The sequence below is a fragment of the Tateyamaria armeniaca genome (assembly GCF_045797845.1).
Lineage (GTDB): Bacteria > Pseudomonadota > Alphaproteobacteria > Rhodobacterales > Rhodobacteraceae > Tateyamaria > Tateyamaria armeniaca.
Genome location: NZ_JBHDIY010000002.1, coordinates 1,578,278 through 1,604,338, shown reverse-complemented (window position 1 = coordinate 1,604,338; position 26,061 = coordinate 1,578,278). Strand labels below are relative to the sequence as shown.

Below are 26,061 nucleotides of genomic sequence, written 5' to 3'. Positions count from 1 at the left end.
AATCCTGTGGTGGTGTTGTGGGTCGTCTATATAACGCAGAATGGGCGTTAGAAAAGAGGGCCTTTGGATATGTCTGACACAATCCGGTGCATTGGCTTTGATGCAGACGACACCCTCTGGCACAACGAACGGTTTTTCAAACTGACGCAAGAGCGGTTTGCCGAACTGCTCGCACCCCACACGGACGCCTCTGATCTGGACGCCGTGCTGATGGCTGCCGAGCGGCGCAACCTTGGGCATTATGGGTTTGGCATCAAGGGGTTCGTGCTGTCCATGATCGAAACCGCGCTTGAGGTTACCGACCAGCGTGTGCCGGGGCACGTCATCGCCGATCTGATCGCGGCGGGGCAGGACATGCTGCAACATCCCATCGATTTGCTGCCCCATGCCGCCGACGCAGTTAGGGCCGCGAAATCCTTTGGGCCGGTCCTGCTGATTACCAAGGGCGACCTGCTGCACCAGGAACGCAAGCTGGCGCAATCCGGTCTGGGCGACATGTTCGACGGGGTGGAGATCGTATCGGACAAGCAACCGCATGTTTACACGCGCATTTTTGACGCGTTTGGAGGTGCCAGCACAGGTATGATGATCGGGAATTCGATGAAATCCGACGTGCGCCCGATGATTGAGGCAGGCGGATTCGGCGTCTTTGTCCCCCACGATCTGGCATGGGATTTCGAAGCAGCAGAGGCACCGCAAAGCCACCCCCGCTATGCCGAACTGCCCGACCTCGGTGCCTTGCCCGACTTCCTGAACGCGGTGCGCTGACGCCACATTCCCGCCACAATCGCCGATCTAGGGGGGCGAACCCGCGGCCTCCCAACATGTGCGATTGTTGCAATGCAGAAAAATCAAATGGTTAACAGCATCAACACTTTATCGAAAATCGGAACCGTGCTAGCGTGTCGCCAATAACAAAAAGGTCAGTCGAATAATCGGCGGCCATGAGGCAGACATAGGCAGGTTCATCGTGAAGGTTCGGCACACAGCGCCGGCCCGTTTAGGGCTTTTTGTATTCTTGGCAGTCTGGATGTTGGCAACTGTGCCACTGTCAGCCATTGCCGCTCCGTATGCCGCGTTCGTCATGGACGCGCGCACCGGCGAGGTTCTGCATTCGCGCAATGCCGACACGCGCCTGCACCCTGCCTCGCTGACAAAGATGATGACGCTTTATATCGCGTTCCAAGCGGTCGAGCGTGGCGAGATCAGCATGGACACGGTCGTGACCATTTCAGGCAATGCCGCCGCCGAACCCCTCCAAACTTGGCCTGCGTAAGGGCCAAAAGATCAAACTGCGCTTTCTGGTGCGCGCCGCCGCGGTGAAATCGGCCAACGATGCCGCCACCGCCATCGGCGAAGCGATCTCGGGCTCCGAGGCCGCCTTTGCCCGCCGTATGAACCGGACGGCTGCGTCGCTGGGTATGACACGGACCACGTTCAAGAACGCGCATGGTCTGACTGAAAGCGGGCATCTGTCGACCGCGCGGGACATGTCGACCATGGGGCGGCACATGATCTACGACTATCCGCAGTATTATAACCTGTTCTCGCGCATCTCGACTGACGCAGGTATGCGCCAGGTGTCCAACACGAACCGCCGTTTTCTCGGCGCCTACAGGGGTGCCGACGGGATCAAGACAGGGTACACCCGCGCAGCCGGGTTCAACCTTGTGTCCTCCGCCGAGCGTGGGCAAGAGCGCATCATCGCAACTGTTTTTGGCGGAACATCGACGCCGGCACGCAACGCCAAGATCGCTGAACTGCTTGACCTTGGGTTCCGCCGCGCACCCAGCCGCGCGCCGCTGCGTCGCCCCAACAAACCGGCCTATGTGCCCGGGGATGAACCTGTCGTAGTCGCAGGCAGCAAAACCGGGCCACGCGCCGCAGGCAAGATCATCCGCCTGAGCGGGGCAGTCAAAACATCCGCGCGCCCCAAGATGCGGCCCGGATCAGATGCGCCCGTTCTGGTCGCCACGGCGACTGTGGAATCGAGCGTTCTGCCCGATGACATCCAAACAGCACTCGAAGCGGCGCAAACAACTGAAACGGTCAATGTGGTCGCAACGGCGCAGCCGTCCGGCACCATTGTGCCACCGGTCAAACGGCCCAATGCGCGGCCCAAGAACGTCGTGCTTGCCAGCGTGGAGCCTGAGGTGGTTACCCGCGTCTCGACCTCTGGCGGGCGGCACTGGGGTGTAAACATCGGGCGATACACCAGCCGCTACAAGGCGGAAAAAGTGTTGTTGCAGACCGCCTTGGCGGAAATGTCGACGCTTGACGGTTCGTTGCGCAAAGTCGTGCGGCGGCCCACTGGATTTGACGCCAATTTCATGGGCATGACACGCGACAGCGCGGACCTTGCCTGCCGCCGTTTGCAAGCACGCAATGTGACCTGCTTTATGATCGGGCCGTCCTGAGCGGCCCGACGGACTACCAGTTCACCAGCGTGAAGTTCACCATCACGCCCTTGTCTTTCTTCTCGAATTCGCGCGGGTCCGCCCAGACCTTGATCGAAAACTTGCCCTTCACGTCATGTTTTGGGTCGAGGACAAATTCAGTGATGGGGATCGTCAGGGACGGCACGCCGGACCCGGGCGGTTTGGGCACCCATTTCTTGTCTATCTTGGGAATGGGCGTTTCGCCGTCGATCTTCTTGTTCTTCTTGGCCAGCTCTTTCTTGAGCTGATCGGCAAAGAATTTCACGACCGTCTTGTCGATCGAGCCGATCTCTTTCTTGCACTTTTCTTTGATCGCTTTTTCTATCTTGCCCTTGTCGTCGATGGACTTAACCGCCTTGCCGACTTTCTTGGCAAATTTCTTGCAAGCCCCTTCCATCTTTTTCTTGGCGGCCGCCGGAATCAGATCGGGCACTATCCTGGCTCCTTCCTATTGGTTTCGCGCAAATGGGTTTGTTCAATGCTGCAAGGATAGCACGAAACGGCTGTATTGTCGAAATCGGTCGGTGCGCATCAGGGCGCGGCACCCCTATCGCCGTGCCGCTTTTCGAATCCAGCTGAGGAAGGATTTCAGCGGGGGGCGCTGAATGCCTTGTCGCGTGACAAGGTGATAACCGGTGCCGGGTGTGGCGTCTTCGTGCAGGACACACAGGCGTCCCGACTGAATGTCGGCTTCGACAAAATGGCGCACGGTAACGGCAACGCCCAGCCCGTCACGCGCACCGTCCAGCAGCAGATTGCCGGGCACTTGGGTCAGACTGCCGCGCATACCGCGCGCAACGCCGCGCGCATCAAGCCAACGTGTGCTTTCCGTGGTGCCCACCTCCTCCAGCCACGGCAGGGCACTGAGGTTTGCGGGTTCCGAAGTGTCCAACCCTTCGATCAGCGACGGTGCGGCAACGACGACCATCGCGGATTGCAGCAGCAATTCACTGTCCAATCCCGACCAGTCCCCATTCCCGTAGCGGATCGACAGATCGACGCCCCCGGGGGCAAGCGTGACAATTTCAGGGGTGGGGTCGAGCACGATGTTCTGCCCCGGATGGGCCGCGCGAAACTCGGGCAGGCGCGGCATCAGCCATGCGGCGGCAAAGCTGGGCGTGGGCGAGATATGGAGCGGGCGCGACGCTTCGGCCCCACTGACCAATGCAACGGCGCGGGCGATCTGACCGAACCCGTCGGCACATCCCTGCGCAAGAATTTCACCGTCGCTCGTCAGGCGCAACGCACGACCGGAACGGTCCAGCAGACTGACACCCAGGTAGCTTTCCAGCCCGCGTAATTGCTGGCTGACAGCGGCATGGCTGACTGACAGCGCATCGCCCGCAGCAACGACACTGCCCGTGTCGACAAAGGCCGCAAAAGCGCGCAATGCGGCCAGCGGAGGAAGTTCACGCCAATCCATATGTTATTTCAGCTTACATAAGTGCATTCTCTTTGACTCGCATGAATCCGCGTTTCGATCAATATTGAATGCATCAGAACACCAACCCCAAGAGGTGCACTATGCTGAATATTTACGCTACTACTTTCATGACTGCGACCCGGTCCAAGCCCCGCTGCACCCCTGTGACAGATGTCCGGAAACGCAAATGGTGGCAAGCACCGCGCACCACATGTGTTGATCTGGAACGGCTGTGATCCGCGCGCGGTCTTTGCCGGACATCACCGGCACAATCAAATGGGGCGCGTCCATCGCACAGATCTTTGGCTACGGCGCCACTGCGATGGGCGCTCACCCCCTCAACCTCTACTTCTTTGTCATTGGTCTGGTGGGCTGGTTCATCGTCGGGCTGCGCTGGAATGACCGGGCCATCATGCTGATCCACATCGTGGCGGCCGCTGCAATGCTGATCGGGTTGCTGGCACCCTGACCTGCAACGGGCAGGACACTGCTGACATCTGTCAACCAGTGCCTGTCCTAATGTGTGGCTTGCAGCAATGTCCGCGTATAGTCCGACTGCGGACGCTCAAACAGATCGTCGGCGCTGCCTTGTTCGACCACATCGCCCTGCTTCATCACAAGCACCTTGTGGGACATTGCGCGGACGACCTTCAGGTCGTGACTGATGAACAAAAAGGCCAGTCCGTATTTCTGCTGCAGTCCGCGCAGCAGCTCCACGATCTGAACCTGCACAGTCATATCAAGGGCGGATGTCGGTTCGTCCAGCACGACCAGCTTGGGGCGCAGCACCATCGCGCGCGCAATCGCGATACGCTGGCGCTGTCCGCCGGAAAATTCGTGCGGGTACCGGTCCATTGTCAGGGGATCAAGGCCGACTTCAGCCATCACTTCGGCCACGACTTCCCGCTCGGGCCTGCCGCCTTCCACACCGTGGATCGCCAACCCTTCGGAAATGATCTGGGCGGCTGTCATCCGCGGCGACAGAGAGCCATAGGGGTCCTGGAACACGATCTGCATGTCCTTGCGCAGCCGCCGCAACTCGCGCACTTTCCAGCCGCGAATGTCCTGCCCCATATAGACGATCCCGCCCTCCGAGGCGATCAGGCGCATGATGGCGAGCGCCAGTGTGGTCTTGCCAGAGCCACTTTCGCCCACGATGCCGACAGTTTCGCCAGCCCGTATCTGAAAGGTCGCGTCATTGACGGCCTTCACATGCCCAACAGTCCGACGCAGCAGCCCTGCCGTGATCGGAAACCACACTTTGAGGTTTTGCGTCTCTGCAATCAGGGTCGCATCGACGGGCACTGGTGCGGGTTGTCCCGTGGGTTCGGCGGACAGCAATTTTTGGGTGTAAGGATGCTGTGGATTGGCGAAAATCTCGGCCGTTGGGCCTGTTTCCACGATCTCACCATTTTGCATCACGCAGACGCGGTCGGCGATGCGACGCACGATCCCAAGGTCATGGGTGATGAACAACAACCCCATGTTTTCGGTCTTTTTCAACTCACCAAGCAAGTCGAGGATTTGCGCCTGAATGGTCACGTCCAGCGCCGTGGTCGGTTCGTCCGCGATCAGGATGTCTGGCTGGTTGGCAAGCGCCATCGCGATCATCACGCGCTGGCGTTGTCCGCCGGATAGCTGGTGAGGATAGGCACCCAGACGGCTTTCGGCGTCACGGATGCCGACCTTGTCCATAAGTTCCAAAATGCGCGCGCGCGCCTCTTGCCCCGCGATGCCCTGATGCAGGGCAAGGCTTTCGCCCAACTGCTTTTCGATGGTGTGGAGCGGGTTGAGCGAAGTCATCGGCTCCTGAAAGATGAACGAGATGTCGTTGCCACGCACTTTGCGCAGCAGCCGTTCATCGGCACCGATCATCTGTTGGCCGTCATAGGTCACCGACCCCGAAACCTCGGCACTGTCACCCAGCAGCGACACGGTCGACAGGGCCGAGACGGATTTGCCCGACCCGGATTCACCCACCAGCGCAACAGTCTCGCCCCGGTCAACCGAGAAGGAGATATTGCGCACCGCTTGTGTCAGCTGACCATCCTGACGAAAGCCAACGGACAGGTCTGTTACGGTCAATAGAGCAGTCAAGAAAACGTCTTTCGTGGATCGAACGCATCGCGGATGCCTTCGAAGATAAAGATCAGCAGGCTGAGCATGATCGCAAACACGGTGAAGGCTGTGAAGGCGAGCCATGGGGCCTGCAGGTTCTGCTTGGCCTGCAAGGTCAACTCGCCCAAGGAAGGGGCCGAGGACGGCAGACCAAAGCCAAGGAAGTCGAGCACGGCCAGCGATGAAATCGTGCCGGTGATGATGAAGGGCAGCATGGTCAGCGTCGCCACCATCGCGTTGGGCAGCATATGGCGGAACATGATGGTCAGGTTGCCGACCCCTAGGGCACGCGCGGCGCGGACGTATTCAAGGTTGCGCGCACGCAGGAATTCCGCGCGCACCACGCCCACAAGACCCGTCCAGCCAAACAGCACCAGCAAGAAGACCAGCAGCCAGAAACTTCGTCCCAGAATGGCGAACATGATGATGATCACATAAAGGCTGGGCGTCGATGACCAGATTTCGATGATCCGCTGAAAGATCAGGTCCGTGCGCCCGCCGAAATAGCCCTGCACAGCGCCCGCAATCACACCGATAACCGCCGATGCCCCGGTCACCAACAGCGTGAACAGCACAGACAACCGGAAACCATGGATCACGCGCGCAAGCACATCCCGCTTTGTCCCGTCCGTGCCCAATAGATTCTCTTCGTTCGGGGCCAGAGGGGCCGCGCCGGGGCGGTCGACAGCTGTGTCATAGCTGTAGGGAATAAGAGGCCAGATCGTCCAGCCTTTGGTGATTGCCTCGCCGTTAACTTCGCCGTCCTGCGCATCCGCGATGACGCCCTCGGGGTCGTCAAAACATACATCCAGACCACCCGACACGATCAGACATTCAACTTCGGGATCGCGGTAGCTTGCTTCGGTCTGGAAATCACCGCCGAAATCCGTTTCCGCATAAAAGTTCCAGATCGGGAAATAGAGTTCGTTCTGGTAGCGCACCACGATGGGTTTGTCATAGGCGAGGAATTCGGCAAACAGGGAGGCCCCGAACAGGATCGAGAAAATCCACAGGGACCAAAACGCGCGACGGTTCTTTTTGAAGTTCCGCCAGCGACGCTGATTGAGGGGTGACAGCTTGAACAGGCTGCGCTTGCGCGGCGGCACCACGACGGGCACGTCCAGCTCTGCCTCTTGCACAGCCATCAGCCTTCTCTCCGCTCAAAGTCGATGCGGGGATCGACCAGCACATACATCAGGTCTGAGATGATGCCGACCAGCAGCCCCATGAGGCCAAAGATGTAGAGCGTCCCGAACACGATCGGATAGTCGCGCGCCACTGCCGCTTCGAACCCGAGACGGCCCAAGCCGTCCAGCGAAAAGATGGTTTCGATGATCAGTGATCCGCCAAAGAAGACGCCGATAAAGACCGCCGGAAAGCCCGCGATCACGATCAGCATGGCGTTGCGGAACACATGCCCGTAAAGCACGCGTTTTTCCGACAGTCCCTTGGCGCGGGCGGTCATCACGTACAGCTTTTTGATCTCGTCGAGAAAGCTGTTCTTGGTCAGGAGGGTCAGCGTGGCAAAGGCGCCGATGGTGCCCGCCAGAACAGGCAGCGTAATGTGCCAGAAATAATCGCCAATCTTGGCCAGTGTTCCCAGATCTTCCCAGTTGTCAGATGTCAGGCCCCGCAGCGGGAAAATCTGCCAGTAACTGCCGCCCGCCAGCAGAACCAGCAACAGAATGGCAAACAAGAACCCCGGGATCGCATAGGCCGCAATGATGGCGCCGGACGTCCATGTATCAAACGGGGTGCCGTCGCGCACCGCCTTGGCAATGCCGAGCGGAATGGACACCAGATAGGCGATGACCGTCGACCACAGACCCAGCGTGATCGAAACGGGCAGCTTTTCGATCACGAGGTCTATGACCCCGATAGATCGGAAGTAGCTTTCGCCAAAATCAAAGCGGGCGTAGTTCCAGACCATGTTCAGAAAGCGCTGGACCGGTGGTTTGTCGAACCCGAATTCACGCTCCAGCTCTGCGATGAATTCAGGCGGCAGGCCCCGCGCACCGACATAGGTGCTGTCAGAGGAGTTGTTCAGTTCATCCGTGCCCGCATCATTGTTGCCCCCGGCAAATCCGCCAAACACGTCCCCGCCGCCTTGCGCGCGTGCAATGGCCTGTTCGACCGGGCCGCCGGGCACAAATTGGGTAAGGGTGAAGTTGACCAACAGGATGCCCAGCAAGGTCGGGATGACCAGCAGCAGCCTGCGCAGGATATAGGGGCCCATGAGTTTACCTTAGCGCGCCAGAGGCTTTGAGGGCTGCGGCCTTTTCTTCGTTGTACCACCAGAAATCCAGTTGGCCGAGCGCGTAGGGCGGCAGGACATCGGGGAATTCATACATGTCGTAGAAGGCGACCCAGTGGTTCGGCTTGTACCAAAGCGGGATCATGATCAACTCGTGGCGCAAGGCACGGTCCAGCGCCATGACGGCGGTTGTTTCCTCTTCGCGGGTTTGCGCCTCAAGTGCCGCGTCGATGATTGCATCAACCATTGGGCTGGCCAGACCTGCGGGGTTGAACAGCGAGAATTCGGATGCTTCAGAGCCAAAGAACTGTCGGAACCCGGTCCCGACACCCAAGATGGCGGGATAGGCATCATAGACCAGATCATAGTCCCGATCCCGCTCACGCGAGGTGTATTGAGACGGGTCGACCTTTTCGAGCGTGATGTCGATCCCCAGTTTCTGGACATTCGAAACAAAGTTTTCCATCGCTCCGGACAGCGTATCCGGCGACGAGGAATTGAACAGGAAGTTGATCTTGAGCGGCGTGCCATCCGCATTGCGGCGAATACCGTCATCACCGACGGCCCAACCAGCCTCGTCCAGCAACGCCATGGCCTTGCGCGCGTTGCGCCGATCAAACAGGCGCTCTTCGCTCGAAGTATGCGGCACGCGCGCCTCTTCGGTCAGCATTTCCGGCGGCACGATGTCACCAAGACTTTGCAAAAACTCCAGTTCGGCACCCTCTGGGACACCATTGGCCATGACCGGTGTGCCCTGACTGAAGGACGAGCGTGGCTTGAACAGGCCATATTGCAGGGACGCATTGGTCCATTCGAAATTATAGGCCAGCGACACCGCTTCGCGCACCCGTTTGTCAGCGAAAACAGGTCTGTTGAGGTTGAAAATTATGCCAGATGGCGTGGCGGGCGTGCCGTCCCGCAACTCGCGCTGCACAATCGCGCCGCTTTCAACCTTGGGCGAGGTGTATCCCGTGGCCCACTTCTTTGAGTCATTTTCGGTGCGATAGGTGAACTCACCTGCGAGGAAGCCCTGAAACGCAGCCTCGGCATCTCCGAAATACTCGATACGGATGGTGTCGAAGTTGTTGCGCCCGACATTGAGCGGAAGGTCATTGCCCCAATAGTCGGGGTTGCGCTTGTAAATGATGCGCCGGTTCACATCAAAGCTGTCCAGCATGTACGGGCCTGAACCCGGCGAAGTCGTCAGGCGGCTTTCGTCCAGCCGCGCGCCGGTTTCTTCATACCACTTCTTCGACCAAGCGGGGACAAAGCCGACCTGATCGATCAGAGAGCGGCGCGAGATGCCTTCGGTGAAGTAGAACTTGATGCTGTGATCGGACAGCACCTCGACCTTGGGAATGCGTTTGCGCACGGCATCACCGTAGGATTTCAGGCCCTGATCCAGCAGCAGATTATGGCTGAATTCGATGTCATGGGCGGTGACGGGGGTTCCATCCGAAAAACGCGCCTCGGGGCGCATATGGAAGATGACCCAGTTCTTGCCCTCGTCATATTCCAGGCGCTCGGCCAGCAGGCCGTAATATTCGCCGTAGACGTCGGCGGGGGCCGGTGCGCCATTCACGCCTTCGCCCAGAAGGCTTTCATACATGACCGAAGACAGCGCCGCGCCGCGCCCTTTGCGGGAATAGGGATTGAGCGAGTCAAACGTGCCCACTGTGCCAAGGGAGATTTCGCCGCCTTTCGGGGCATCGGGGTTCACATAGTCAAAATGCGGATAATCCTCGGCATATTTCAAGTCGCCGTAAAACGAGAAGCCATGAGACTTTATGATTGTCTCGTGCCCGTCGGCGCGGACCATGCTGGCAAGCGCCAAAGTGATGATCAGTCCCAGAATCCCCAAAGCGCCCCATCGGGTCGTTCGGTCACGTGCTGCCTGTGCCCGCGCCTGTGCTTTGTATTGATTTTGGGTCTTGCGCATTGCTGATCCTCCGATTGATGGCATTCAGGGCCGTCTTGTCTTTGTGACATAAGCTAATGACGCCCGCTGCCAATATGCAACTTGAGAATATGTGATGTCGCGCGCTTGTGCGTGAGCAGACGGCCATGCGGGCAACAAAAAAGCCGCTCGCGGGGTGCGAACGGCTGTATTTGATCATAAGCGGCGCTGCCGATCAGTCGTCAACGCTGTCCAGATACGCAATCAGGTTGGCGCGGTCTTCGACGCTGCGCAGCCCGTTGTAGCCCATTGAGGTCCCGGGTGCCCAGCCGCGTGGGTTTTCAAGAAAGCCGTTCAGGTTTTCTGCAGTCCAGACTTCGGCGACTTCGGACAAGGCACCGGAATAGGCGGCATATCCTTCGGCGGCACCCACATCGCGGCCCACGATGCCATGCAGGTACGGGCCAACGCCGTTTTCGCCAGCCTCAAGCTTGTGACATGCGCTGCACTGACGGAAAACGCGGGCACCCGCGCCCGCATCCGCGCTGGCCAACACTTCGGCAAAGGGGATTTCGACGGCGTCTTCGTCGACTTCTTCGACGCCGGTGTCGATCACATAGGCCTGCTCACCGCCATGTCCGCCGGTATGATAGAGTTCCTCAGCGGCCCATTTGCCCAACAGGAAAATAAGCAGCGCACCACACAAGCTGCCTGCGATTTTGGTGAAGGTCATCGTGTCGAACATTTGGAATCGGTTCCCCGTGTCGGCCTTTGTTGTCCGCGGGTATCTACGGCTTCCCCTTGCGGCTGGCAAGGTATAGATACCGCGACCAATCGCCCTGCCGGCCCTCTGCTGCGCACCGGGCCGCGCACGAGGACGAGACCATGGCAGACAGAATTGCGTTTCAGGGGGAACTGGGGGCCTACAGTCACGAGGCCGTCGCCAAGGCGCGCCCTGACGCGATTCCAGTGCCTTGCACCACGTTCGAAGACGCCTTTACCGCCGTGCGCGAAGGACGCGCCGATATGGCCATGTTGCCCGTCGAAAACACGACCTATGGGCGGGTCGCCGACATCCATCGCCTGCTGCCCGAAAGCGGGATGCACATCGTGGACGAGGCCTTCATACGCGTGCGCATCGCCTTGATGGCAATGCCGGGACAGACGCTCAGCGATATCCGCCATGTCCGGGCGCATCTTGTGCTGATCCCGCAGGCCAGCGCGTTTCTGGACGCACACGGGATCACGTCAGAACCGGCAGCAGACAGCGCAGGGGCCGCCGCCGCCATCGCGCAGTCCGCTGAAATGGGCGTTGGAGCGCTTGCGTCGGCGGTGGCTGCGGACATTCATGGCCTCGAAATACTGGCGCGCGACATCGAGGATCAGGGGCACAACACCACCCGATTTCTGCTGATGTCCCCCAAGGCGGACATGTCGCGGCGCGGCGACACCATCATTACGACATTCGTGTTCGAAGTGCGCAACATCCCCGCCGCGCTCTACAAAGCGATGGGCGGCTTTGCCACAAACGGCGTGAACATGACCAAGCTCGAAAGCTATATGGTCGGTGGCGCCTTTACCGCAACGCAGTTTTACGCGGATGTCGAAGGGCATCCAGACGATCCGGCCCTTGCCCGCGCGTTGGAGGAATTGTCATTCTTTACCAACCGGTTGGATATACTGGGCGTGTATCCGGCAGCGGCCAAGCGGGACTGACGGAGTCTGCGAGCGGCGGCATTTGGCCTGAACGGACCGAACAGAGCCGCCCGGCGCCACAGAGTTGTCATGCCGTTCGCTGAAGCCGGTCTTCGAGGCCCTTGGCATATTCCCCCACGCGGTCCTTGAACCGCTTGGACAAATTCGACTTGGCCAGTTTCAGCGATTGGATCAAAAGCCGCGCAGACAGGTTGAGCGGCGTCATATCCAGCGCAATCGCCATCCGCGTCCGGCTTTGCGACAGCGCGATCAGATCTACGGAAAACGTGGCATCGATGCCCGAGGACTTGGCATCAAACACCATCTGGTTTGGCGCTTCGAACTCCACAAGTTCCAGATCGAATTCTCGTTTGCGCCCACGCATCCTGTATGTCACGTGCCATTGCATCCCGACGCCCGGCCGCGTCAACGTATCCGTGCGTTGCAGCTGCGCGCCGCGGCGCATCGCCAAACGCTCGAACGTCTCGAAATCGCACAAGTCGTCAAATACTTGTTGGATCGGGGCGGAAATATCTTCTCGTGCCGAGAATTTCATTGCGGGTGCCTGCCTGATATTTTGCGCGCAGTGTCGGTCTAATCCAATGTGTCCGCAAGCCAGTTTTCAATTAAAAAGTGCGCAATGGCCCCTTTGCGCGCAGGCAGGATCGTTGGATGCTCTCCGGCGAATATGGTCATCATTTCTTCGCGGCTGACCCACATCGCTGCTTCGATTTCGACGGGGTCGATCGTGATGTCATGGCTCGTTGCCTGACCCCGACAGCCAAACATCAAGGACGCCGGAAACGGCCATGGCTGGCTCGACAGATAATCAACCGGCCCAACTCGCACCCCTGCTTCTTCAAAGACTTCGCGGCGCACGGCGGCTTCCAGTGTTTCGCCGGGTTCAACGAAACCGGCCAACAGCGAATACATCCCCTCCGGCCACCCTGGGGAACGGCCCATCAGAACTGAATTCCCGTGTGTGATCAGCATGATGACCACCGGGTCGGTGCGCGGAAAGTGGTGTGCCCCGCAGGCCGGGCACGTGCGTTGCCATCCGCCCATGCTGACGTCTGATGCAGCCCCACACTTGGCGCAAAACATGTGAGTTGTGTGCCAGCCGAACACCGCCTTGGCCGTTGCCGCCATCTCGGCGTCGCGCGCAGACAGCCACGTCATGACTCGCCGCAACTCTACAAAAACCTCGTCTGACGCAAATGCGGGATGGTGCTGTTCACTTGGGTCGAGGAACCCACCCAGCTGGCTTGCATCCAGATCTTCCGGCTGCCAGCCGGACAGATCGTGCGCAAAACGCGGCGCCCCGTCCTCGCGTCCCAGAAAGATCGGGGACGCGTCGGCCTGTGCGAGCGCTGGATGGTCCAGCCGCACACGCATCAGCATGGCGGGACGGGCGCGGTTGATCAGCGGCTTGCCGCGCCAAATCAGGACGGTCCGGGCATCGGGGTCAGCCATTGCCGCAGCCAGCGCATCAACATCCCCACGCACTTCGCCGGCACGATCCAGCGCTGAGCCCCCGAAGGTAACTGTTTCGGCGTGACGCATTGCCTTTTCCCCGCAATCCCTGTGACTTAACTTCGCGCAGGCTTCGCACGGTCGCCGCAAGGGCGCAATGGTGGCGTGCACCCCACAGCACGCATCGAAAATCGCCATCCGACGCCGTGCGGGGTTGTCATTTTTCTACCTATGGGAGCAGATATGAGCATGAACTCGCCCTATGCTTTTGCCGACCTGCGCATTCTCGCGACCAGCGACGTACATATGCACATCACGGGCTGGGACGCACTGCGTGACCGGAACGTGGCGGGCAGAGGCATGGATGTGCTGGCGCACACGATTGAAACGGCGCGCAACACTGCAAACGGGGCGTGCCTGCTCTTTGACAACGGTGACTTTTTGCAAGGCACGCCCGTCGGTGCAATCTGTGCGGCATATGCGTCAGACGTGCGCCATCCATGGCCAGATATCGTCAACGCGCTGTCCTATGACGCCATCGGTTTGGGGAATCACGATTTCGATTTTGGTGTTCCGTTTTTGGAACGCACCGTGGCGCACATGGATGCACCCACGGTCTGCGCCAGCTTGGCATCCGGGTCCGTCGCGGGCGTCGTTCCGACGTTATTGATCCAGCGAAAAGTCACGTGTAGCGACGGACAGGTCCGCCCGCTCGTGATTGGTGTGACGTCGGTTTTGCCACCACAAACGGCAATCTGGAATCACCGTTACCTGACCGGGTTGATCGAATTAGAGGGTGGTGTCAGTGCAGCGCGACGCGCCGTCACTGCGTTGCAGGCGCAGGGGGCGGACATCATCGTGATGCTTTGCCACAGTGGTGCGGGTGCAAGTGGCACAAAGGATGACGAAAATTTCGGCGCAGAGATCGCCGCCAAGGTCGAGGGCATTGATGCCATCATTCTTGGTCACACCCACGAGCGTTTGCCAAAAACGGCCGGGCCAAAGGATCTGAACGGCGTCCCGGCCGTAATGCCCGGTTACGCGGCAGAAGTGCTGGGTCAGATCGACCTGCGCTTGGGCTGGACTGATGTCGGATGGCACGTCGCCGGTCATGACGCGACCTTGCGCTTGCCCGGGGCAGAGGATCAGCCCGTCCCGGCCATCACCGCCCTCGCCGCCCCCGCCCTTGCCAAAACGCAAGAGACACTGGATCAAACTTTGGCGCAAACCACTTCCGGGTTTCACACCTATTTCGGCATGCTGATGTCCGGCCCGTCTGACGCCCTGATCGCCCGCGCAATGATAAATGTCATCGCAGAACAGGTCGCCGGATCGGACCTGGCGGACCTTCCCCTGATTGCCTCGGTGGCGCCCATGACAATGGGGGGCGCGCAGGGCCGGGCAACTTTGTCGATGTGCCTGCGGGATCGGTTCAAATGCGCCATATGGCGATGCTGGCACCTTATCCCAACGCCATTTGGGCGGCGGTGTTGACCGGGGGTGACCTGATATCCTGGGTCGAACGGGCCGCCACGTTCTTTTCTCCGACCAAGGACGGTTGCGCGCGTCTCGCAAACCCGGACGCACCATCTTTCAACTTCGATATGTTGCACGGGGTCGAGGCGGTTATCGACCCGTTCCAACCGGCGATGTTCGACCCTATCGGCAACCTCATCAATCCAACGGCCAAGCGGGTCAGAAAACTGCTGTATCAGGACGCTCCGGTCGATCTGGATGAACAATTTCTGGTTTCCATGACCAGCTATCGCGGCGCGGGCGGCGGCAACTTCCCGGGGATATCTGGCAATGCGGACATCCTGCGCACCGACCATGATCTGACCGAAGCCCTGCATCGCGCCGTCACACATGGCGCTGTCGCGTTTGATCAGACTCCGTCCGTCTGGCGGTTTGATTCTGTCCACCAACGAGCGGGTGATTATCGAAACATCGCCAGATGCGCGCGATCATCTGGATGAGATCGCCGCATACGAACCGTGCGTGATTGGAAAGAACAGCGCAGGTTTTCTTGAGCTCAGTGTCTTGATCTGATCAGGCGCTTGCACCCGCACGGTGCGGCGACTATATCACTTGTCGAGAGGTTGGCGCGGGCAGGCGCCTCGCCAACCCGGTCAGATCCGGAAGGAAGCAGCCGTAACGAGCCCCGCTTGGGTCGTTGTCAATCTCTCACCCAAGACCAAAAATCATGTTTGATTTTTGGCGAGATCCGAAAGGTGTTTCAGCAAGAGGCGCCAGACGGGCAAAGCGCTTCACTCCTCCAGCAAGACCGGCCAAAGGGCACGATTTTTTCGCGAAAACGCACTGAGGTGCCCGACTGTATCCAGCCCATGATCCTTTGGATTAATGCGCACGACCTTTGCCGCGCCACCGTAATTGCGCGCCAGACGTTCAACGCAATGGGGTGGAATCAAATCATCATCGGTAAAGGCATGCAGTCGCACAGATGCGCGGCTGGTCCAGTTCGGGGCAGGCAACTTTGGGCCGAAATCTGCCGCGTTGAAGCCGCGCGAGGTGCACCACCGGCGCCACTGCCAGAACACTTCACTTGGCAAATCCTCTCCAAAGCGCAGGCGCTTGCCCGGCATATAACCACACAGCGCCGTCGCCAACGGGCCTGCAGTGAACCAGAAATTCATCGCCAATGCGCGGTAGGGCCAAGGGTGGTCTGTATAGTGGACCATGCCGGATGCGACCCCGATCACCCGCGTGAGGGTGTCAGTTTCGGGCTGATTGGGCAGCAGCATGGCCCCAAGCGAATGGCCGATGATCCACAAGTGCGTGTCCGGAATGGTGCGTGCCATCACGCGCCGCGCGGCCACCTGATCACGGATTCCCCAATCGGACATGTCCGCCAATGAGGCACGCATTGGTCCCGACCAGGATCGCCCCATGTCCCGGTAGTCATAGGTCAGACATGCGATACCTCGTTCCGCTGCAAGCCACCTTGCAAAGTGGGTGTAGAAGGTTTGCAGCACGCCCGTCGCGCTGTTCAGAACAACCGCGGCCATCGGGGGGGCATCCGGCAGGTAAAGACGCCCGACAAGTTCCGCGCCGTCCTGCGTTTTGAACATGATGGAGCGTTCGGTGACACCGAGTTTCACTGTGTTCATATCAAGCATTGCAGGGTCCTCTTCACAGAAGCAGGCTAGACCAGTTGGTCTAATTCACACGCTGGACCAATCGGTCTACTCCTGTCAAGATGCGTTTATGTCCAATACTGCACGCCCGACGAAAGACCGCCTCATCCTCGCCGCTGCCACGCTGTTTCGCACGCGGGGCTATCACGGCGTCGGGCTGGCAGATGTGCTGGCAGATGCGAAGGCCCCCAAGGGCTCGCTTTACCACCACTTTCCGAACGGGAAATCAGACCTCGCCATCGCCGCCGCCACGTGGGCCTCGGATGAAATGCTGCGCCTGATCGCGGCCAGCTTTGATGGCGCTGAAACCTTCGAGGCAGGCGCGACCACGCTGTGTTTTAAGCTCGCGAAACTGTTCGACAAAACGGGGTGGGACACCTGCCCGATTGCGGCCACACTGTTCGAGGGGCCGGACAGTACCGAGATGCGGGACCATGCGAGCCACATATACGAAGGGTGGATTGCCGAGGTGCTGGACCACGCCGGGCGTCTGGGTCTGACGGAATCCGATGCCAAGACCAAGGCCGAACACCTGTTCGTTTTGATCCAGGGCGGGTGGATGCTGGCACGGGCACGGCGCAGTTCAGACGTTCTGCGCACGCTGACCAGCCAGCTTTAAATCCGCGTCGCCGCAAACGTGTCGCAATCGCGGATGTAGCCCGAATCATAGCCACGCTCGAACCAGCGCGCACGCTGTTCTGACGTGCCATGGGTAAAGGTATGGGGTTGCGGCACACGTCCTGCCTGCCGTTGCAGATGATCGTCCCCAATCATGCGGGCGGCGTTCAGCGCCTCCTCCAGATCGCCCCGCTCCATCAGGTCACCGACATTGCGCGCCCATATGCCAGACAGGCAATCTGCCATCAATTCACTCCGGACAGTCAGGGCGTTCGCCTCGGCCTGACCCGCGCGCTGGCGGGCCTGATGCACTTGCCCAAGAACGCCCAACTGGTTTTGCACATGATGGGCAACTTCGTGGGCAATCACATAGGCAGCGGCAAAATCGCCCCCCGCCCCAAGCCGGTCCCGCATCGTGTCGAAAAAGGCGGTGTCGAGATAGGCCTTATTGTCCGCAGGGCAGTAAAACGGACCCGTCGCACCGGACGCACCGCCACACGGGCTGGATGTGGTTCCCGAGAAAAGCACCATGACAGGCGGGGTATATGGGCGGCCAACCTGCTCGGGAAACTCGCGTGACCACACAGCCTCGGTCGTGGCCAGAACACGGGCGGCTAACTCGCCCTCACGCACGTCCGCCTCGCTCAATGGACGGCTGGTGGTGGCTGGGGCGGAGCCGCCCGACAACAGCGGCATAACGTCCACACCCGTCAACCAGCCGATCACGAGCACGACCAGAATACCCCCGATGCCAAGGCCCCCAACTGCACCGCCGCGTCGGCCACGGCGTCCGCGTCTGTCCTCGATGTTCCGGCTTCTCGTGATCCCGCGCAGGCGCATGTGGTTTCTCCTGATCGTCAGCGGTTAACGCATTCCGCTCAGGATAGTTGCATCGGCGCAAAAAATGAAATGCCAGAACGCCGACCAGCGGTGGACGCCGCGCCGCCCGCCCCCTAGTCTTGGCAGGTCACACCGAATCCAGCCCGAGGCCCATGTCAGACGCAGCCCCCAAATACCAAGTCCTCGCGCGCAAATACCGCCCCGAGACCTTTGCCGATCTGGTTGGGCAGGACGCCATGGTGCGCACCCTGAAAAACGCGTTTCAGGCAGACCGGATTGCGCAGGCGTTTGTGATGACAGGCATTCGCGGGACGGGCAAAACCACAACTGCACGGATCATCGCCAAAGGCATGAACTGCGTAGGCCCTGACGGCACTGGCGGCCCGACAACCGAGCCGTGTGGGGAGTGCGAGCCCTGCCGCGCGATCATGGAAGGGCGTCATGTCGACGTGCTGGAAATGGACGCCGCCTCCAACACCTCCGTCAATGACATCCGAGAAATCATCGACTCGGTGCACTATCGCGCGGCTTCGGCCCGCTACAAGATCTACATCATCGACGAAGTGCACATGTTGTCGACCAGCGCTTTCAACGCGCTGCTGAAAACGCTCGAAGAGCCGCCAGAGCACGTCAAATTCATCTTTGCCACCACGGAAATCCGCAAGGTGCCGGTGACCGTGCTGTCGCGCTGCCAACGCTTCGATCTGCGCCGGATCGAACCCGAGGTCATGATCGCGCTGCTTCGCAAGATCGCGACTGCCGAAGGGGCTGAGATTGCCGACGATGCCATGGCGCTGATCACCCGCGCCGCCGAAGGGTCTGCGCGTGATGCCACGTCGCTGCTGGATCAGGCGATCAGCCATGGGGCGGGCGAAACGACGGCGGATCAGGTGCGCGCCATGCTGGGTCTGGCGGACCGGGGTCGCGTGCTGGACCTGTTCGATATGGTGCTCAAGGGCGATGCGGGTGGCGCCCTGACCGAATTGGGCGCGCAATACGCGGATGGAGCTGACCCGATGGCGGTCCTGCGCGATCTGGCGGAAATCACGCACTGGGTGTCGGTGGTCAAGATCACCCCCGAGGCGGCGGACGACCCGACAATTTCACCGGACGAGCGCAGCCGCGGGCTCGCCATGTCGGAAACGCTGCCGATGCGGGTTCTGACGCGCCTGTGGCAGATGCTGCTCAAGGCGCTGGACGAAGTGGCGATGGCCCCCAATGCGATGATGGCCGCTGAAATGGCGATCATACGCATGACCCATGTCGCTGACCTGCCCAGCCCGGACGAGTTGGTGCACAAGCTGCAAAACGCAACACCCCCCGCCCCCGCACCGCGAGCGAACCCCGGGGGTACCGTCCAGCGGAGCGCAAGCGGTCGCGCAGGCAAAAACGCGTATGGCGGCGCAACCCAATGCATCCGGCCAAACCACCGCTTTGGCGCAAGACCCCGGGGCGGCACTCGCACGCTATCCGACGTTTGAGCATGTTTTGGAACTGATCCGCGCCAATCGCGACGGCAAATTGCTGATCGATGTGGAAACGGATTTGCGTCTGGCTGCCTACCAGCCCGGGCGCATTGAATTCGAACCCGGGCCCACCGCCCCTCGTGATCTCGCGCAGCGTCTGGGTCAACGCCTGCAACTGTGGACGGGAAACCGCTGGGCTGTCACCGTGGTGAACGACGGCGGGGCCAAGACCATCGCCGAAGTGCGCGACGCCGCCGATCTTGCGCTGAAATCGCAAGCGCAGGCACATCCGCTGGTTCAGGCCGTTCTTGAGCATTTCCCCAAGGCCAAAATCACCGACATCCGCACGGCACAGGACATTGCCAACGCAGCCCATATCGAAGCACTGCCAGAAGTGGACGATGAATGGGACCCTTTCGAGGAGGATTGATCGTCGTCCTGGTGCCGGGGATTGCCTGTGCCGAAGTCTGTGACAAGGAACGTCCCGATTGGGACGGTGATCAGGTAACGGCGCTGAGTGAGGCGATGACCCTCTTTGCGACACCTTTCGGGCTGTTGTTACTGGCCTTCACGGTTCTCGCGCTGCGGTTCCGCCACCAGTGGATGGGTCTGGCCGCGGTGTTGGGGTGGACCGCGTTCATAACCCTTATCACCATGGCCGACCCGACGGGCCTTCGCGCCGACGCAATGGTTGAGGGCTGTATCGGTTCGCCGACCTTGTTCATTGTTGCTGTCGCTGCAATATGTATCGGGACGGTGTTTTACACGATGCCACACAAGGCAGACGAATAGCGGATCAGGAGGCAAAGATGCTCAAAGGACTAGGCGGGCTCGGCGATATGGCCGGGATGATGAAAAAAGCGCAGGAAATGCAGACCAAGATGGCGCAAATGCAGGACGATCTGCATGGGATCACCGTGACCGGGGAAAGCGGCGCGGGACTGGTCAAGGCCACGGCCACCGCCAAAGGAGATCTGACCAGCCTCGACATCGACCCATCTATCTTCAACGGTGATGACAAAGAGGTTGTCGAGGACCTGATCCTCGCCGCGATCAAGGACGCTCAGTCCAAGGCGGCAGAACGTGCGCAGGAAGAAATGGGGAAACTGACCGAAGGCATGGGTCTGCCCGCAGGAATGAAACTGCCCTTCTAAGCGTCGGGGCGCATGCTCTTTGGCAGGTCGGCGATGCTGGTGCCGACCTGACCACCCGCCGCTTTCGCAGTCGGCAGGAAATGACGATGATACATCTGGCGGAACACAAACAGGAACGCCAGAAAAACAGCGTAGATCGAAAAGGCGATGCTCAGTCGAGCCATGCCCTCGCTGAAGGTCAGACCGCCTGCACTGCCAACTTCCTTGCGCGCGCCGCCGCCTTCCACGCCACTGGCCTCGGACACTCCGCTGGCCCCCTGCGTGCCATCAGAACACGCCTCTTGCACGGCGTCGTCCAGACGCGATGTGTGTTCGCGCAAGGCCGGGTCCACAAACACCCCCCGCCCGTCTGCAAGGGCCGTGGCAACACCCAAAACTGTGCGTGCCGAGCGCAGTTCGCCGCGACTGACCTCGCCAGCCATGGATGCAAGGACTGCATCCGCAGGCATGTTGGCAAGCGCACGTCGCAACGTGTTGCGCACAAACATGCCAACCTCGCCACCGCGATCCATTTGCTTGATCAGTGTGGTGTTCACGACCCGCAAGGAGGACGGATAAACGCACGCAGCAGCGGCCACTGGCACCAATGTCCAGAGAACTAAAACCAGAACTGTTAATACTGTGCGCGCCATTTTCTCTCGGCAAATTGCGGAATCACTGGGTAATTTGCACAGAACGTGTTGAGAACTGGTGAATCACGTCTGTTCAATCTGCACTTTCTGTCCCCGTCAAACGTCAATAAAGTCCGCATTTATGAGCAGCACCCAAGACATAGACGCCCTGATCGAGATGATGGCCAAACTGCCCGGGCTGGGCCCACGGTCCGCACGGCGGGCTGTCTTGCACCTGATCCGAAAGCGCGCGCTGTTGCTGACTCCGCTGGCTGACGTGATGCAGATCGTGGCCGCCACAGCGCGCGAGTGCATGAACTGCGGCAATGTCGGCACAACCGATGTGTGCGACATTTGCACGGCCGAAAAACGCGCAACCGGAGAGCTTTGCGTTGTCGAAGACGTCGCTGATCTGTGGGCGATGGAGCGATCCGGCGTGTTCAAGGGGCGCTATCACGTTCTGGGCGGGACATTGTCTGCTCTGGACGCTGTGGGCCCTGACGAATTGCGCATCCCGCGTCTGGTTGACCGGGTTGAAACCGAAAACATCGCCGAAGTCATTCTGGCCCTGAATGCCACGATAGACGGACAGACAACGGCCCACTACATCGCCGATCAGTTGGAAGGGCGGGTCAAGCTGACGTCACTGGCACAAGGCGTGCCAATCGGCGGCGAACTGGACTATCTCGACGACGGCACGATCACGGCCGCGATGCGCGCCCGCAAGGCGCTTTAGCCAAGGGCGGACTGAAATCCGCTGATCGCAGCGTCGAGCCCATCATCGGTTACATCCTTGTGCAAGACCAACCGGGTTGTGCCGGTGGCCCCGCTGAGCTGGACGCCTATGGACGCCATTTGGTGTTGTAACGCTTGGGTCACACCACCTTTGGGCGTGAAAAAGATCATGTTCGTGTCTTGTCGCACATCACCATATGCGGACAGGGCCTGCGCCAGCCGTTCGGCCCGCATGCGATCTTCGGCAAGGCGATCCACATTGTGATCAAGCGCGTGCAGACCTGCCGCCGCGAGAACACCCGCCTGCCGCGTTCCGCCGCCCAGCATCTTGCGCCAGCGCCGCGCCCGGTCGACCAGATCACGGGGTCCAATCAGGACAGACCCAACCGGTGCGCCAAGACCCTTGGACAAGCAAATCGAAACCGTGTCGAAAGTACCGCTCAGGTCCGTCTCGGCGCACCCAAGTGCTTCCACCGCATTGAAAAAACGCGCGCCGTCCAGGTGCACTGCCAAACCGGCCCCGCGGGCAACATCGGCGCCCGCGTGACAGCGCTCAAGCGGGACGGCCTTGCCGTTATGGGTGTTTTCCAGCGTCAACAGGCGCGTGATGGGGTGATGCGGATCGTCCTCCTTGATCGCGGCCCGGATGGCGTCCGGCTCCAACGCGCCGTCCTGCGCCACCTCCAGCGGATCAAGCGCAATCCCCCCGAGAACCGACGCGCCCGCCGCTTCGTATTTCCAGATGTGATACCCACGCCCGGTGATAATCTCTTCGCCCCGCGCACAATGGCTGAGGAGGGCAACAAGGTTGCTTTGCGTGCCCGAGGTCAGGAACAACCCGGCTTCCTTGCCCAGACGTTCGGCCAGAGATTGTTCAAGCCGATTGACAGTTGTGTCCTCGCCGTAGACGTCGTCGCCCACTTCGGCATCCGCCATCGCTGCACGCATGGCAGCGTCCGGGGCCGTCACTGTGTCGCTGCGCAAATCACAGATGATGGGAACGGCAGGCGCGTCCTGCATGGCGGCATATTGGTTCATGAACATCCCTCTGAAACGCAAAACGGGCGCGCCCAGCTTAGGCGCACCCGTTCAGATATGAAAGACTGGCCGTGCGATCAGGGCTGTTCGTCTTCGTCCTTGCCGCCGCCTTTGGGCAGGTTGAACAGGCTGTCGGCATCGACCAGTGTGGATTTGTCGTCTTCATCCTCGTCGTTGTCCACATCCATGGACAGGGAGAACGTCTCCAGACCCTCGATGGCGGTCGGGATCTTGGGTTCGGCTTCCATGCCCAAGGACTGTTCGGTGCTGACCAGTTTACGGCGTTCGTCATCGGACATCACGGGCGCATCGGCGGCCTTCTTGGCGGCGGCCTTTTGCACGGCGGCATCCAGTTCGGACTGCTTGGTCAGACCCAGGGCGACAGGGTCGACGGGCTGGATGTTCGAAATGTTCCAGTGCGAGCGGTCGCGAATCGACTGGATCGTGGGTTTGGTTGTGCCCACCAGTTTGGAAATCTGGCCATCCGTCAGTTCAGGGTGGAATTTAACCAGCCAGTAGATGGCAGCGGGGCGATCCTGGCGCTTGGACAGCGGGGTATAGCGGGGGCCACGGCGTTTTTCCTCGCCTGCGGCAGCCGCATAGTATTTCAGTTGCAGCTTGTGCAGCGGGTTTTTCTCGCCCGCGTCGATTTCTTCCTGCGTAAGCTGATTGTTTGCAATGGGATCAAAGCCTTTGACACCCGCAGCCACGTCACCATCTGCAATGCCCTGCACTTCCAGTTCGTGCATCTCAACAAAGTCAGCAATCTGCTTGAAGCTGAGGGTCGTGTTGTCCACCAGCCAGACGGCTGTGGCCCGTGCCATGATCGGTTTTGCCATTTGCGTGCTCCTTCGCGCATATCTTTCCCGTCGCCCGGAGAGGGCGGCCTTGGCGTCCAAGGCGGGTTTCCGTTGTGGGGGAACTTGGAGCGGATATAAGTGGCGGCGCAGAAAAAGGAAAGCCTTATGCGTATTCTGTTGATCTGGCTCTGTCTTGCCCTGCCGCTCCGGGCAGAGGGAGAGACGCCCGGCACGTTCGACTATTACGTTCTCAGCCTCAGCTGGTCCCCGAACTGGTGCGCCTATGAGGGGGACGCGCGCGACTCGGATCAATGTGATGCGCGCCATGACCATGGCTGGATCATGCACGGGCTTTGGCCGCAGTTTCATCGCGGGTATCCATCTTACTGCCCGACTTCCCAGCGGGCGCCATCGCGCGGTATGACGTCAGAAATGGCGGACATCATGGGCACGTCCGGTCTGGCGTGGCATCAGTGGAAGAAACATGGCGTGTGTTCGGGGCTGTCCGCATCCGATTACTACGCACTGTCCCGGCAAGCCTACGGGCGCGTTGTGCGCCCGGATGTGTTTCGAAAACTGGACCGTACCGTGAAACTGCCCGCGTCCGTGGTCGAAGAGGCATTTTTGAAGGCCAATCCGGATATGGAGGCGGACGGGATCACGATCACCTGCCGCCAGGGGTATATTCAGGAGGCGCGAATTTGCCTGTCGCGCGATCTGAACCCAGTGCCTTGCGGTCAGGATGTGGTGCGCGATTGTACGGCCCGGGATGCCCTATTCACCCCGGTCCGCTGACGGGCGCCATCCGGGCGGGCGCATCATGTAACGCCATGCCTCGCCCCAAGTGCGTGCCTGTCGCATGTCACGCCAAAGACCCGGGATTTCTGAAAACCACACAACCAGCGGATTGCGGCTGTCAAAATCACGCTTGAGGCCATAGCGCGGCGTCTCTTCCTCGGCCTGATAGGTGCCGAACAATTGATCCCAGACAACGGTGATGCCGCCATAGTTCTTGTCGAGATATTTGTCCTCTGACCCATGATGGACGCGATGATTGGAGGGCGAATTCATCACCGTATCAAACCAGCCCATCTTGCCGATCACCTCGGTGTGAATCCACGTCTGATAGGCCAGCACGACAATGATCCCGAAAAAGATCATCTCGGGCGAAAAGCCCAGGAAAACCAGCGGGATATGGGCGATGAGGCTCCACACGCCTTCAAGCGGGCCAAAGCGAATGCCGGTGATGATGTTATAGTCGCGCGAGGAATGGTGCACCGCGTGCTGAGTCCACAAAAGACGGACTTCATGCGCGATGCGATGTTCCCAGTAGTAGGTAAAGTCGGCGGCGATCGCAGCCAGTGCAATGCCCCACCAGGTCAGCGGAATCTCCCACGGCACAAATGCATCGGCCAGAATGTAGTAAAGGCCGTAGGCCGCGGTGAGCAGGAAGATTTCGATCAGGATCGAAGGGATCTGGGTCGAGGCGCTGACGGCCATTTCGGCAAGCGTGCGGCCCTTGTGGCTGCCCTTGAACAGGACTTCGGCCAGTTCGATCAGTAATATGGCCGCACCGATGAGCAAGAATACCTCGTCGATCTGTGTGCCAAGGGTGGTCAGTGTGTCAGGCGTCATCGGAGTTTCCTTGGGGTTTGAGGCCGCGTGTCAGGGTGCGCCAGGCCAGATCAGCGGCCTGGTTCGGCGTCGCCTCTTCGGCGGTGACCATTTCCCACCCGGCATAAAGCAGGTTGTCATAGGCCTGCGCGATCCATGCGGTGGGCACGTGAGGATCAAAGGTGCCTTCGATCTTGGCCTGTTCGATACTATGCACAAGCTCGGCGGTTTCAGCGGCATAGGCTTTGGCCACCCTTGGGTCTTGCCCGACCGGTTCGGTGGCCAGAAACATGTGCCTTTGGGCAAGCGGCAGCATTGCGCGAAAGGCCACGCGCAACCCTTCTGTGTGGGTGTCTACATCGCGCGTCGCAGCCTCGACCGCTGCGCTCAACTCGGCCGTGGCGACCAGTGCCAGTTCGGCCATCAAATCCGCGCGGCCGGAGAAGTAGCGGTGCAGCGTCGCGCGCCCGACCCCGGCATGTGTAGCCACTTCGGCCAAGGACGCGCCGGGATTTTGACTGAACACGTCAAAGCCCGCGTTCAGGATGAATTGTCTTGTTAAGTCATTATTGTCTCGCATGAGACATATGTGTCTCATTGCTTCTCGATGTTCAAGGGGCATAGGAGAAAATTTCACTGTCCAGCCTGCTGAGACTTCAGATGTCTCTGGCGGTGGTATGTCTGGTCAGAAGAAAAAAACGCCCGCACCACTCATCCTGTGAGCACCGCGGG

At 60.0% G+C, this 26,061-nt stretch carries 26 protein-coding genes, 1 other RNA gene and 2 pseudogenes; 13 read left to right on the top strand and 16 right to left on the bottom strand.

Features of this window, described 5'->3' with window-relative positions; all coding sequences use genetic code 11:
* The first annotated feature begins 69 nt into the window (after positions 1–69).
* Both ACERZ8_RS08035 and ACERZ8_RS08030 read left to right on the top strand, forming a co-directional pair.
* On the top strand, positions 70–768 hold the full coding sequence (locus ACERZ8_RS08035; RefSeq protein ID WP_407591720.1) for an HAD family hydrolase: 699 nt from the start codon (positions 70–72) through the stop codon (positions 766–768).
* A gap of 202 nt (positions 769–970) precedes the next feature.
* Positions 971–2,417, top strand: a pseudogene (locus ACERZ8_RS08030) (D-alanyl-D-alanine carboxypeptidase family protein).
* Between the two features lie 13 nt (positions 2,418–2,430).
* Here ACERZ8_RS08030 and ACERZ8_RS08025 read toward each other — a convergent pair.
* Together ACERZ8_RS08025 and ACERZ8_RS08020 are read right to left on the bottom strand one after the other, a co-directional pair.
* Positions 2,431–2,871: a hypothetical protein gene (locus tag ACERZ8_RS08025; protein WP_407591719.1), complete on the bottom strand. Its 441-nt coding sequence runs from the start codon at positions 2,869–2,871 to the stop codon at positions 2,431–2,433.
* Positions 2,872–2,985: 114 nt separating this feature from the next.
* Positions 2,986–3,861, bottom strand: coding sequence for a LysR family transcriptional regulator (locus ACERZ8_RS08020; RefSeq protein ID WP_407591718.1), 876 nt, complete (start codon positions 3,859–3,861; stop codon positions 2,986–2,988).
* A gap of 232 nt (positions 3,862–4,093) precedes the next feature.
* Between ACERZ8_RS08020 and ACERZ8_RS08015 the strand changes: the two genes are divergently transcribed.
* Positions 4,094–4,330, top strand: coding sequence for a DUF6552 family protein (locus tag ACERZ8_RS08015; RefSeq protein ID WP_407591717.1), 237 nt, complete (start codon positions 4,094–4,096; stop codon positions 4,328–4,330).
* A 47-nt stretch (positions 4,331–4,377) separates the two neighbouring features.
* On the opposite strand, the gene ACERZ8_RS08010 is transcribed toward ACERZ8_RS08015, so the two are convergent.
* From ACERZ8_RS08010 to ACERZ8_RS07990, 5 genes are all read right to left on the bottom strand, one after another.
* A complete protein-coding gene (locus ACERZ8_RS08010; protein WP_407591716.1) occupies positions 4,378–5,958 on the bottom strand; it encodes an ABC transporter ATP-binding protein in 1,581 nt (526 codons plus the stop codon).
* Entirely contained in the window at positions 5,955–7,124 is a 1,170-nt protein-coding gene (locus ACERZ8_RS08005) for an ABC transporter permease (protein ID WP_407591715.1), read from the bottom strand. Before ACERZ8_RS08005 ends, ACERZ8_RS08010 begins: the two co-directional genes overlap by 4 nt.
* A complete protein-coding gene (locus tag ACERZ8_RS08000) occupies positions 7,124–8,215 on the bottom strand; it encodes a microcin C ABC transporter permease YejB (protein WP_407591714.1) in 1,092 nt (363 codons plus the stop codon). Before ACERZ8_RS08000 ends, ACERZ8_RS08005 begins: the two co-directional genes overlap by 1 nt.
* Positions 8,216–8,219: 4 nt before the next feature.
* Complete coding sequence (locus ACERZ8_RS07995; protein WP_407591713.1) at positions 8,220–10,172, bottom strand: extracellular solute-binding protein; 1,953 nt, start codon at positions 10,170–10,172, stop codon at positions 8,220–8,222.
* Positions 10,173–10,365: 193 nt separating this feature from the next.
* Positions 10,366–10,875 (bottom strand): c-type cytochrome, encoded by a 510-nt coding sequence (locus tag ACERZ8_RS07990; RefSeq protein WP_407591712.1) that lies wholly within the window; start codon positions 10,873–10,875, stop codon positions 10,366–10,368.
* A gap of 140 nt (positions 10,876–11,015) precedes the next feature.
* Between ACERZ8_RS07990 and ACERZ8_RS07985 the strand changes: the two genes are divergently transcribed.
* Entirely contained in the window at positions 11,016–11,846 is an 831-nt protein-coding gene (locus ACERZ8_RS07985) for a prephenate dehydratase (RefSeq protein WP_407591711.1), read from the top strand.
* A 67-nt stretch (positions 11,847–11,913) separates the two neighbouring features.
* On the opposite strand, the gene ACERZ8_RS07980 is transcribed toward ACERZ8_RS07985, so the two are convergent.
* Both ACERZ8_RS07980 and nudC read right to left on the bottom strand, forming a co-directional pair.
* The gene (locus ACERZ8_RS07980; protein ID WP_407591710.1) at positions 11,914–12,381 is read right to left on the bottom strand and encodes an SRPBCC family protein; all 468 of its coding nucleotides are present in this window, start codon (positions 12,379–12,381) and stop codon (positions 11,914–11,916) included.
* A gap of 38 nt (positions 12,382–12,419) precedes the next feature.
* Positions 12,420–13,388 carry an NAD(+) diphosphatase gene (nudC, locus tag ACERZ8_RS07975; protein WP_407591709.1) on the bottom strand — a complete coding sequence of 323 codons (969 nt, stop codon included), beginning with the start codon at positions 13,386–13,388 and terminating at the stop codon, positions 12,420–12,422.
* A gap of 153 nt (positions 13,389–13,541) precedes the next feature.
* Between nudC and ACERZ8_RS07970 the strand changes: the two genes are divergently transcribed.
* The 3 genes from ACERZ8_RS07970 to ffs all read left to right on the top strand — a co-directional run bounded on the left by ACERZ8_RS07970 (position 13,542) and on the right by ffs (position 15,484).
* Positions 13,542–14,792, top strand: a complete 1,251-nt coding sequence (locus ACERZ8_RS07970) for a metallophosphoesterase (protein WP_407591708.1) — start codon at positions 13,542–13,544, stop codon at positions 14,790–14,792.
* Complete coding sequence (locus ACERZ8_RS07965; protein WP_407591707.1) at positions 14,735–15,274, top strand: 5'-nucleotidase C-terminal domain-containing protein; 540 nt, start codon at positions 14,735–14,737, stop codon at positions 15,272–15,274. Before ACERZ8_RS07970 ends, ACERZ8_RS07965 begins: the two co-directional genes overlap by 58 nt.
* Before the next feature lie 120 nt (positions 15,275–15,394).
* Positions 15,395–15,484: signal recognition particle sRNA small type (gene ffs, locus ACERZ8_RS07960), an RNA gene on the top strand.
* A gap of 81 nt (positions 15,485–15,565) precedes the next feature.
* On the opposite strand, the gene ACERZ8_RS07955 is transcribed toward ffs, so the two are convergent.
* The gene (locus ACERZ8_RS07955; RefSeq protein ID WP_407591706.1) at positions 15,566–16,435 is read right to left on the bottom strand and encodes an alpha/beta hydrolase family protein; all 870 of its coding nucleotides are present in this window, start codon (positions 16,433–16,435) and stop codon (positions 15,566–15,568) included.
* An 88-nt stretch (positions 16,436–16,523) separates the two neighbouring features.
* Here ACERZ8_RS07955 and ACERZ8_RS07950 point away from each other — a divergent pair, with 88 nt between their 5' ends.
* Positions 16,524–17,072, top strand: a complete 549-nt coding sequence (locus ACERZ8_RS07950) for a TetR/AcrR family transcriptional regulator (RefSeq protein ID WP_407591705.1) — start codon at positions 16,524–16,526, stop codon at positions 17,070–17,072.
* On the opposite strand, the gene ypfJ is transcribed toward ACERZ8_RS07950, so the two are convergent.
* Positions 17,069–17,911 (bottom strand): KPN_02809 family neutral zinc metallopeptidase, encoded by an 843-nt coding sequence (ypfJ, locus tag ACERZ8_RS07945; RefSeq protein ID WP_407591704.1) that lies wholly within the window; start codon positions 17,909–17,911, stop codon positions 17,069–17,071. The genes ACERZ8_RS07950 and ypfJ overlap by 4 nt on opposite strands.
* Positions 17,912–18,063: 152 nt before the next feature.
* Between ypfJ and ACERZ8_RS07940 the strand changes: the two are divergent.
* The 3 genes and pseudogenes from ACERZ8_RS07940 (at position 18,064) to ACERZ8_RS07930 (ending at position 20,531) form a co-directional block, all read left to right on the top strand.
* Positions 18,064–19,807: pseudogene (locus tag ACERZ8_RS07940) on the top strand (DNA polymerase III subunit gamma/tau).
* Positions 19,804–20,169: a hypothetical protein gene (locus ACERZ8_RS07935; protein ID WP_407591703.1), complete on the top strand. Its 366-nt coding sequence runs from the start codon at positions 19,804–19,806 to the stop codon at positions 20,167–20,169. Before ACERZ8_RS07940 ends, ACERZ8_RS07935 begins: the two are co-directional and overlap by 4 nt.
* A gap of 17 nt (positions 20,170–20,186) precedes the next feature.
* On the top strand, positions 20,187–20,531 hold the full coding sequence (locus ACERZ8_RS07930) for a YbaB/EbfC family nucleoid-associated protein (RefSeq protein ID WP_407591702.1): 345 nt from the start codon (positions 20,187–20,189) through the stop codon (positions 20,529–20,531).
* On the opposite strand, the gene ACERZ8_RS07925 is transcribed toward ACERZ8_RS07930, so the two are convergent.
* Positions 20,528–21,067 (bottom strand): hypothetical protein, encoded by a 540-nt coding sequence (locus tag ACERZ8_RS07925; RefSeq protein WP_407591701.1) that lies wholly within the window; start codon positions 21,065–21,067, stop codon positions 20,528–20,530. The two genes, ACERZ8_RS07930 and ACERZ8_RS07925, sit on opposite strands and share 4 nt — an antisense overlap.
* Positions 21,068–21,284: 217 nt before the next feature.
* Between ACERZ8_RS07925 and recR the strand changes: the two genes are divergently transcribed.
* Positions 21,285–21,878, top strand: coding sequence for a recombination mediator RecR (gene recR / locus ACERZ8_RS07920; RefSeq protein ID WP_407591700.1), 594 nt, complete (start codon positions 21,285–21,287; stop codon positions 21,876–21,878).
* Here recR and ltaE read toward each other — a convergent pair.
* Together ltaE and ACERZ8_RS07910 are read right to left on the bottom strand one after the other, a co-directional pair.
* The gene (gene ltaE / locus ACERZ8_RS07915; RefSeq protein ID WP_407591699.1) at positions 21,875–22,915 is read right to left on the bottom strand and encodes a low-specificity L-threonine aldolase; all 1,041 of its coding nucleotides are present in this window, start codon (positions 22,913–22,915) and stop codon (positions 21,875–21,877) included. The two genes, recR and ltaE, sit on opposite strands and share 4 nt — an antisense overlap.
* A 77-nt stretch (positions 22,916–22,992) precedes the next feature.
* On the bottom strand, positions 22,993–23,754 hold the full coding sequence (locus ACERZ8_RS07910) for a DUF1013 domain-containing protein (protein WP_407591698.1): 762 nt from the start codon (positions 23,752–23,754) through the stop codon (positions 22,993–22,995).
* Between the two features lie 126 nt (positions 23,755–23,880).
* Between ACERZ8_RS07910 and ACERZ8_RS07905 the strand changes: the two genes are divergently transcribed.
* On the top strand, positions 23,881–24,510 hold the full coding sequence (locus ACERZ8_RS07905) for a ribonuclease T2 family protein (protein WP_407591697.1): 630 nt from the start codon (positions 23,881–23,883) through the stop codon (positions 24,508–24,510).
* On the opposite strand, the gene ACERZ8_RS07900 is transcribed toward ACERZ8_RS07905, so the two are convergent.
* Together ACERZ8_RS07900 and ACERZ8_RS07895 are read right to left on the bottom strand one after the other, a co-directional pair.
* On the bottom strand, positions 24,490–25,350 hold the full coding sequence (locus ACERZ8_RS07900) for a sterol desaturase family protein (RefSeq protein WP_407591696.1): 861 nt from the start codon (positions 25,348–25,350) through the stop codon (positions 24,490–24,492). The genes ACERZ8_RS07905 and ACERZ8_RS07900 overlap by 21 nt on opposite strands.
* Complete coding sequence (locus ACERZ8_RS07895) at positions 25,340–25,909, bottom strand: TetR/AcrR family transcriptional regulator (protein ID WP_407591695.1); 570 nt, start codon at positions 25,907–25,909, stop codon at positions 25,340–25,342. Before ACERZ8_RS07895 ends, ACERZ8_RS07900 begins: the two co-directional genes overlap by 11 nt.
* Between the last annotated feature and the right edge of the window lie 152 nt (positions 25,910–26,061).

What these genes read in the sequence shown, in the direction of transcription:
- ACERZ8_RS08020 (WP_407591718.1), bottom strand. Translation starts at nt 3,861, where the DNA reads ATGGATTGGCGTGAACTTCCTCCGCTGGCCGCATTGCGCGCTTTTGCG.
- ACERZ8_RS07985 (WP_407591711.1), top strand. Translation starts at nt 11,016, where the DNA reads ATGGCAGACAGAATTGCGTTTCAGGGGGAACTGGGGGCCTACAGTCAC.
- ACERZ8_RS07955 (WP_407591706.1), bottom strand. Translation starts at nt 16,435, where the DNA reads ATGCTTGATATGAACACAGTGAAACTCGGTGTCACCGAACGCTCCATC.
- ACERZ8_RS07905 (WP_407591697.1), top strand. Translation starts at nt 23,881, where the DNA reads ATGCGTATTCTGTTGATCTGGCTCTGTCTTGCCCTGCCGCTCCGGGCA.
- ACERZ8_RS07980 (WP_407591710.1), bottom strand. Translation starts at nt 12,381, where the DNA reads ATGAAATTCTCGGCACGAGAAGATATTTCCGCCCCGATCCAACAAGTA.
- recR (WP_407591700.1), top strand. Translation starts at nt 21,285, where the DNA reads ATGAGCAGCACCCAAGACATAGACGCCCTGATCGAGATGATGGCCAAA.
- ACERZ8_RS07995 (WP_407591713.1), bottom strand. Translation starts at nt 10,172, where the DNA reads ATGCGCAAGACCCAAAATCAATACAAAGCACAGGCGCGGGCACAGGCA.
- ACERZ8_RS08005 (WP_407591715.1), bottom strand. Translation starts at nt 7,124, where the DNA reads ATGGCTGTGCAAGAGGCAGAGCTGGACGTGCCCGTCGTGGTGCCGCCG.
- ypfJ (WP_407591704.1), bottom strand. Translation starts at nt 17,911, where the DNA reads ATGCGCCTGCGCGGGATCACGAGAAGCCGGAACATCGAGGACAGACGC.
- ltaE (WP_407591699.1), bottom strand. Translation starts at nt 22,915, where the DNA reads ATGAACCAATATGCCGCCATGCAGGACGCGCCTGCCGTTCCCATCATC.
- ACERZ8_RS07950 (WP_407591705.1), top strand. Translation starts at nt 16,524, where the DNA reads ATGTCCAATACTGCACGCCCGACGAAAGACCGCCTCATCCTCGCCGCT.
- ACERZ8_RS07930 (WP_407591702.1), top strand. Translation starts at nt 20,187, where the DNA reads ATGCTCAAAGGACTAGGCGGGCTCGGCGATATGGCCGGGATGATGAAA.
- ACERZ8_RS08035 (WP_407591720.1), top strand. Translation starts at nt 70, where the DNA reads ATGTCTGACACAATCCGGTGCATTGGCTTTGATGCAGACGACACCCTC.
- ACERZ8_RS07965 (WP_407591707.1), top strand. Translation starts at nt 14,735, where the DNA reads ATGCGCCATATGGCGATGCTGGCACCTTATCCCAACGCCATTTGGGCG.
- ACERZ8_RS07970 (WP_407591708.1), top strand. Translation starts at nt 13,542, where the DNA reads ATGAGCATGAACTCGCCCTATGCTTTTGCCGACCTGCGCATTCTCGCG.
- ACERZ8_RS07990 (WP_407591712.1), bottom strand. Translation starts at nt 10,875, where the DNA reads ATGTTCGACACGATGACCTTCACCAAAATCGCAGGCAGCTTGTGTGGT.
- ACERZ8_RS07900 (WP_407591696.1), bottom strand. Translation starts at nt 25,350, where the DNA reads ATGACGCCTGACACACTGACCACCCTTGGCACACAGATCGACGAGGTA.
- ACERZ8_RS08000 (WP_407591714.1), bottom strand. Translation starts at nt 8,215, where the DNA reads ATGGGCCCCTATATCCTGCGCAGGCTGCTGCTGGTCATCCCGACCTTG.
- nudC (WP_407591709.1), bottom strand. Translation starts at nt 13,388, where the DNA reads ATGCGTCACGCCGAAACAGTTACCTTCGGGGGCTCAGCGCTGGATCGT.
- ACERZ8_RS07895 (WP_407591695.1), bottom strand. Translation starts at nt 25,909, where the DNA reads ATGCGAGACAATAATGACTTAACAAGACAATTCATCCTGAACGCGGGC.
- ACERZ8_RS07910 (WP_407591698.1), bottom strand. Translation starts at nt 23,754, where the DNA reads ATGGCAAAACCGATCATGGCACGGGCCACAGCCGTCTGGCTGGTGGAC.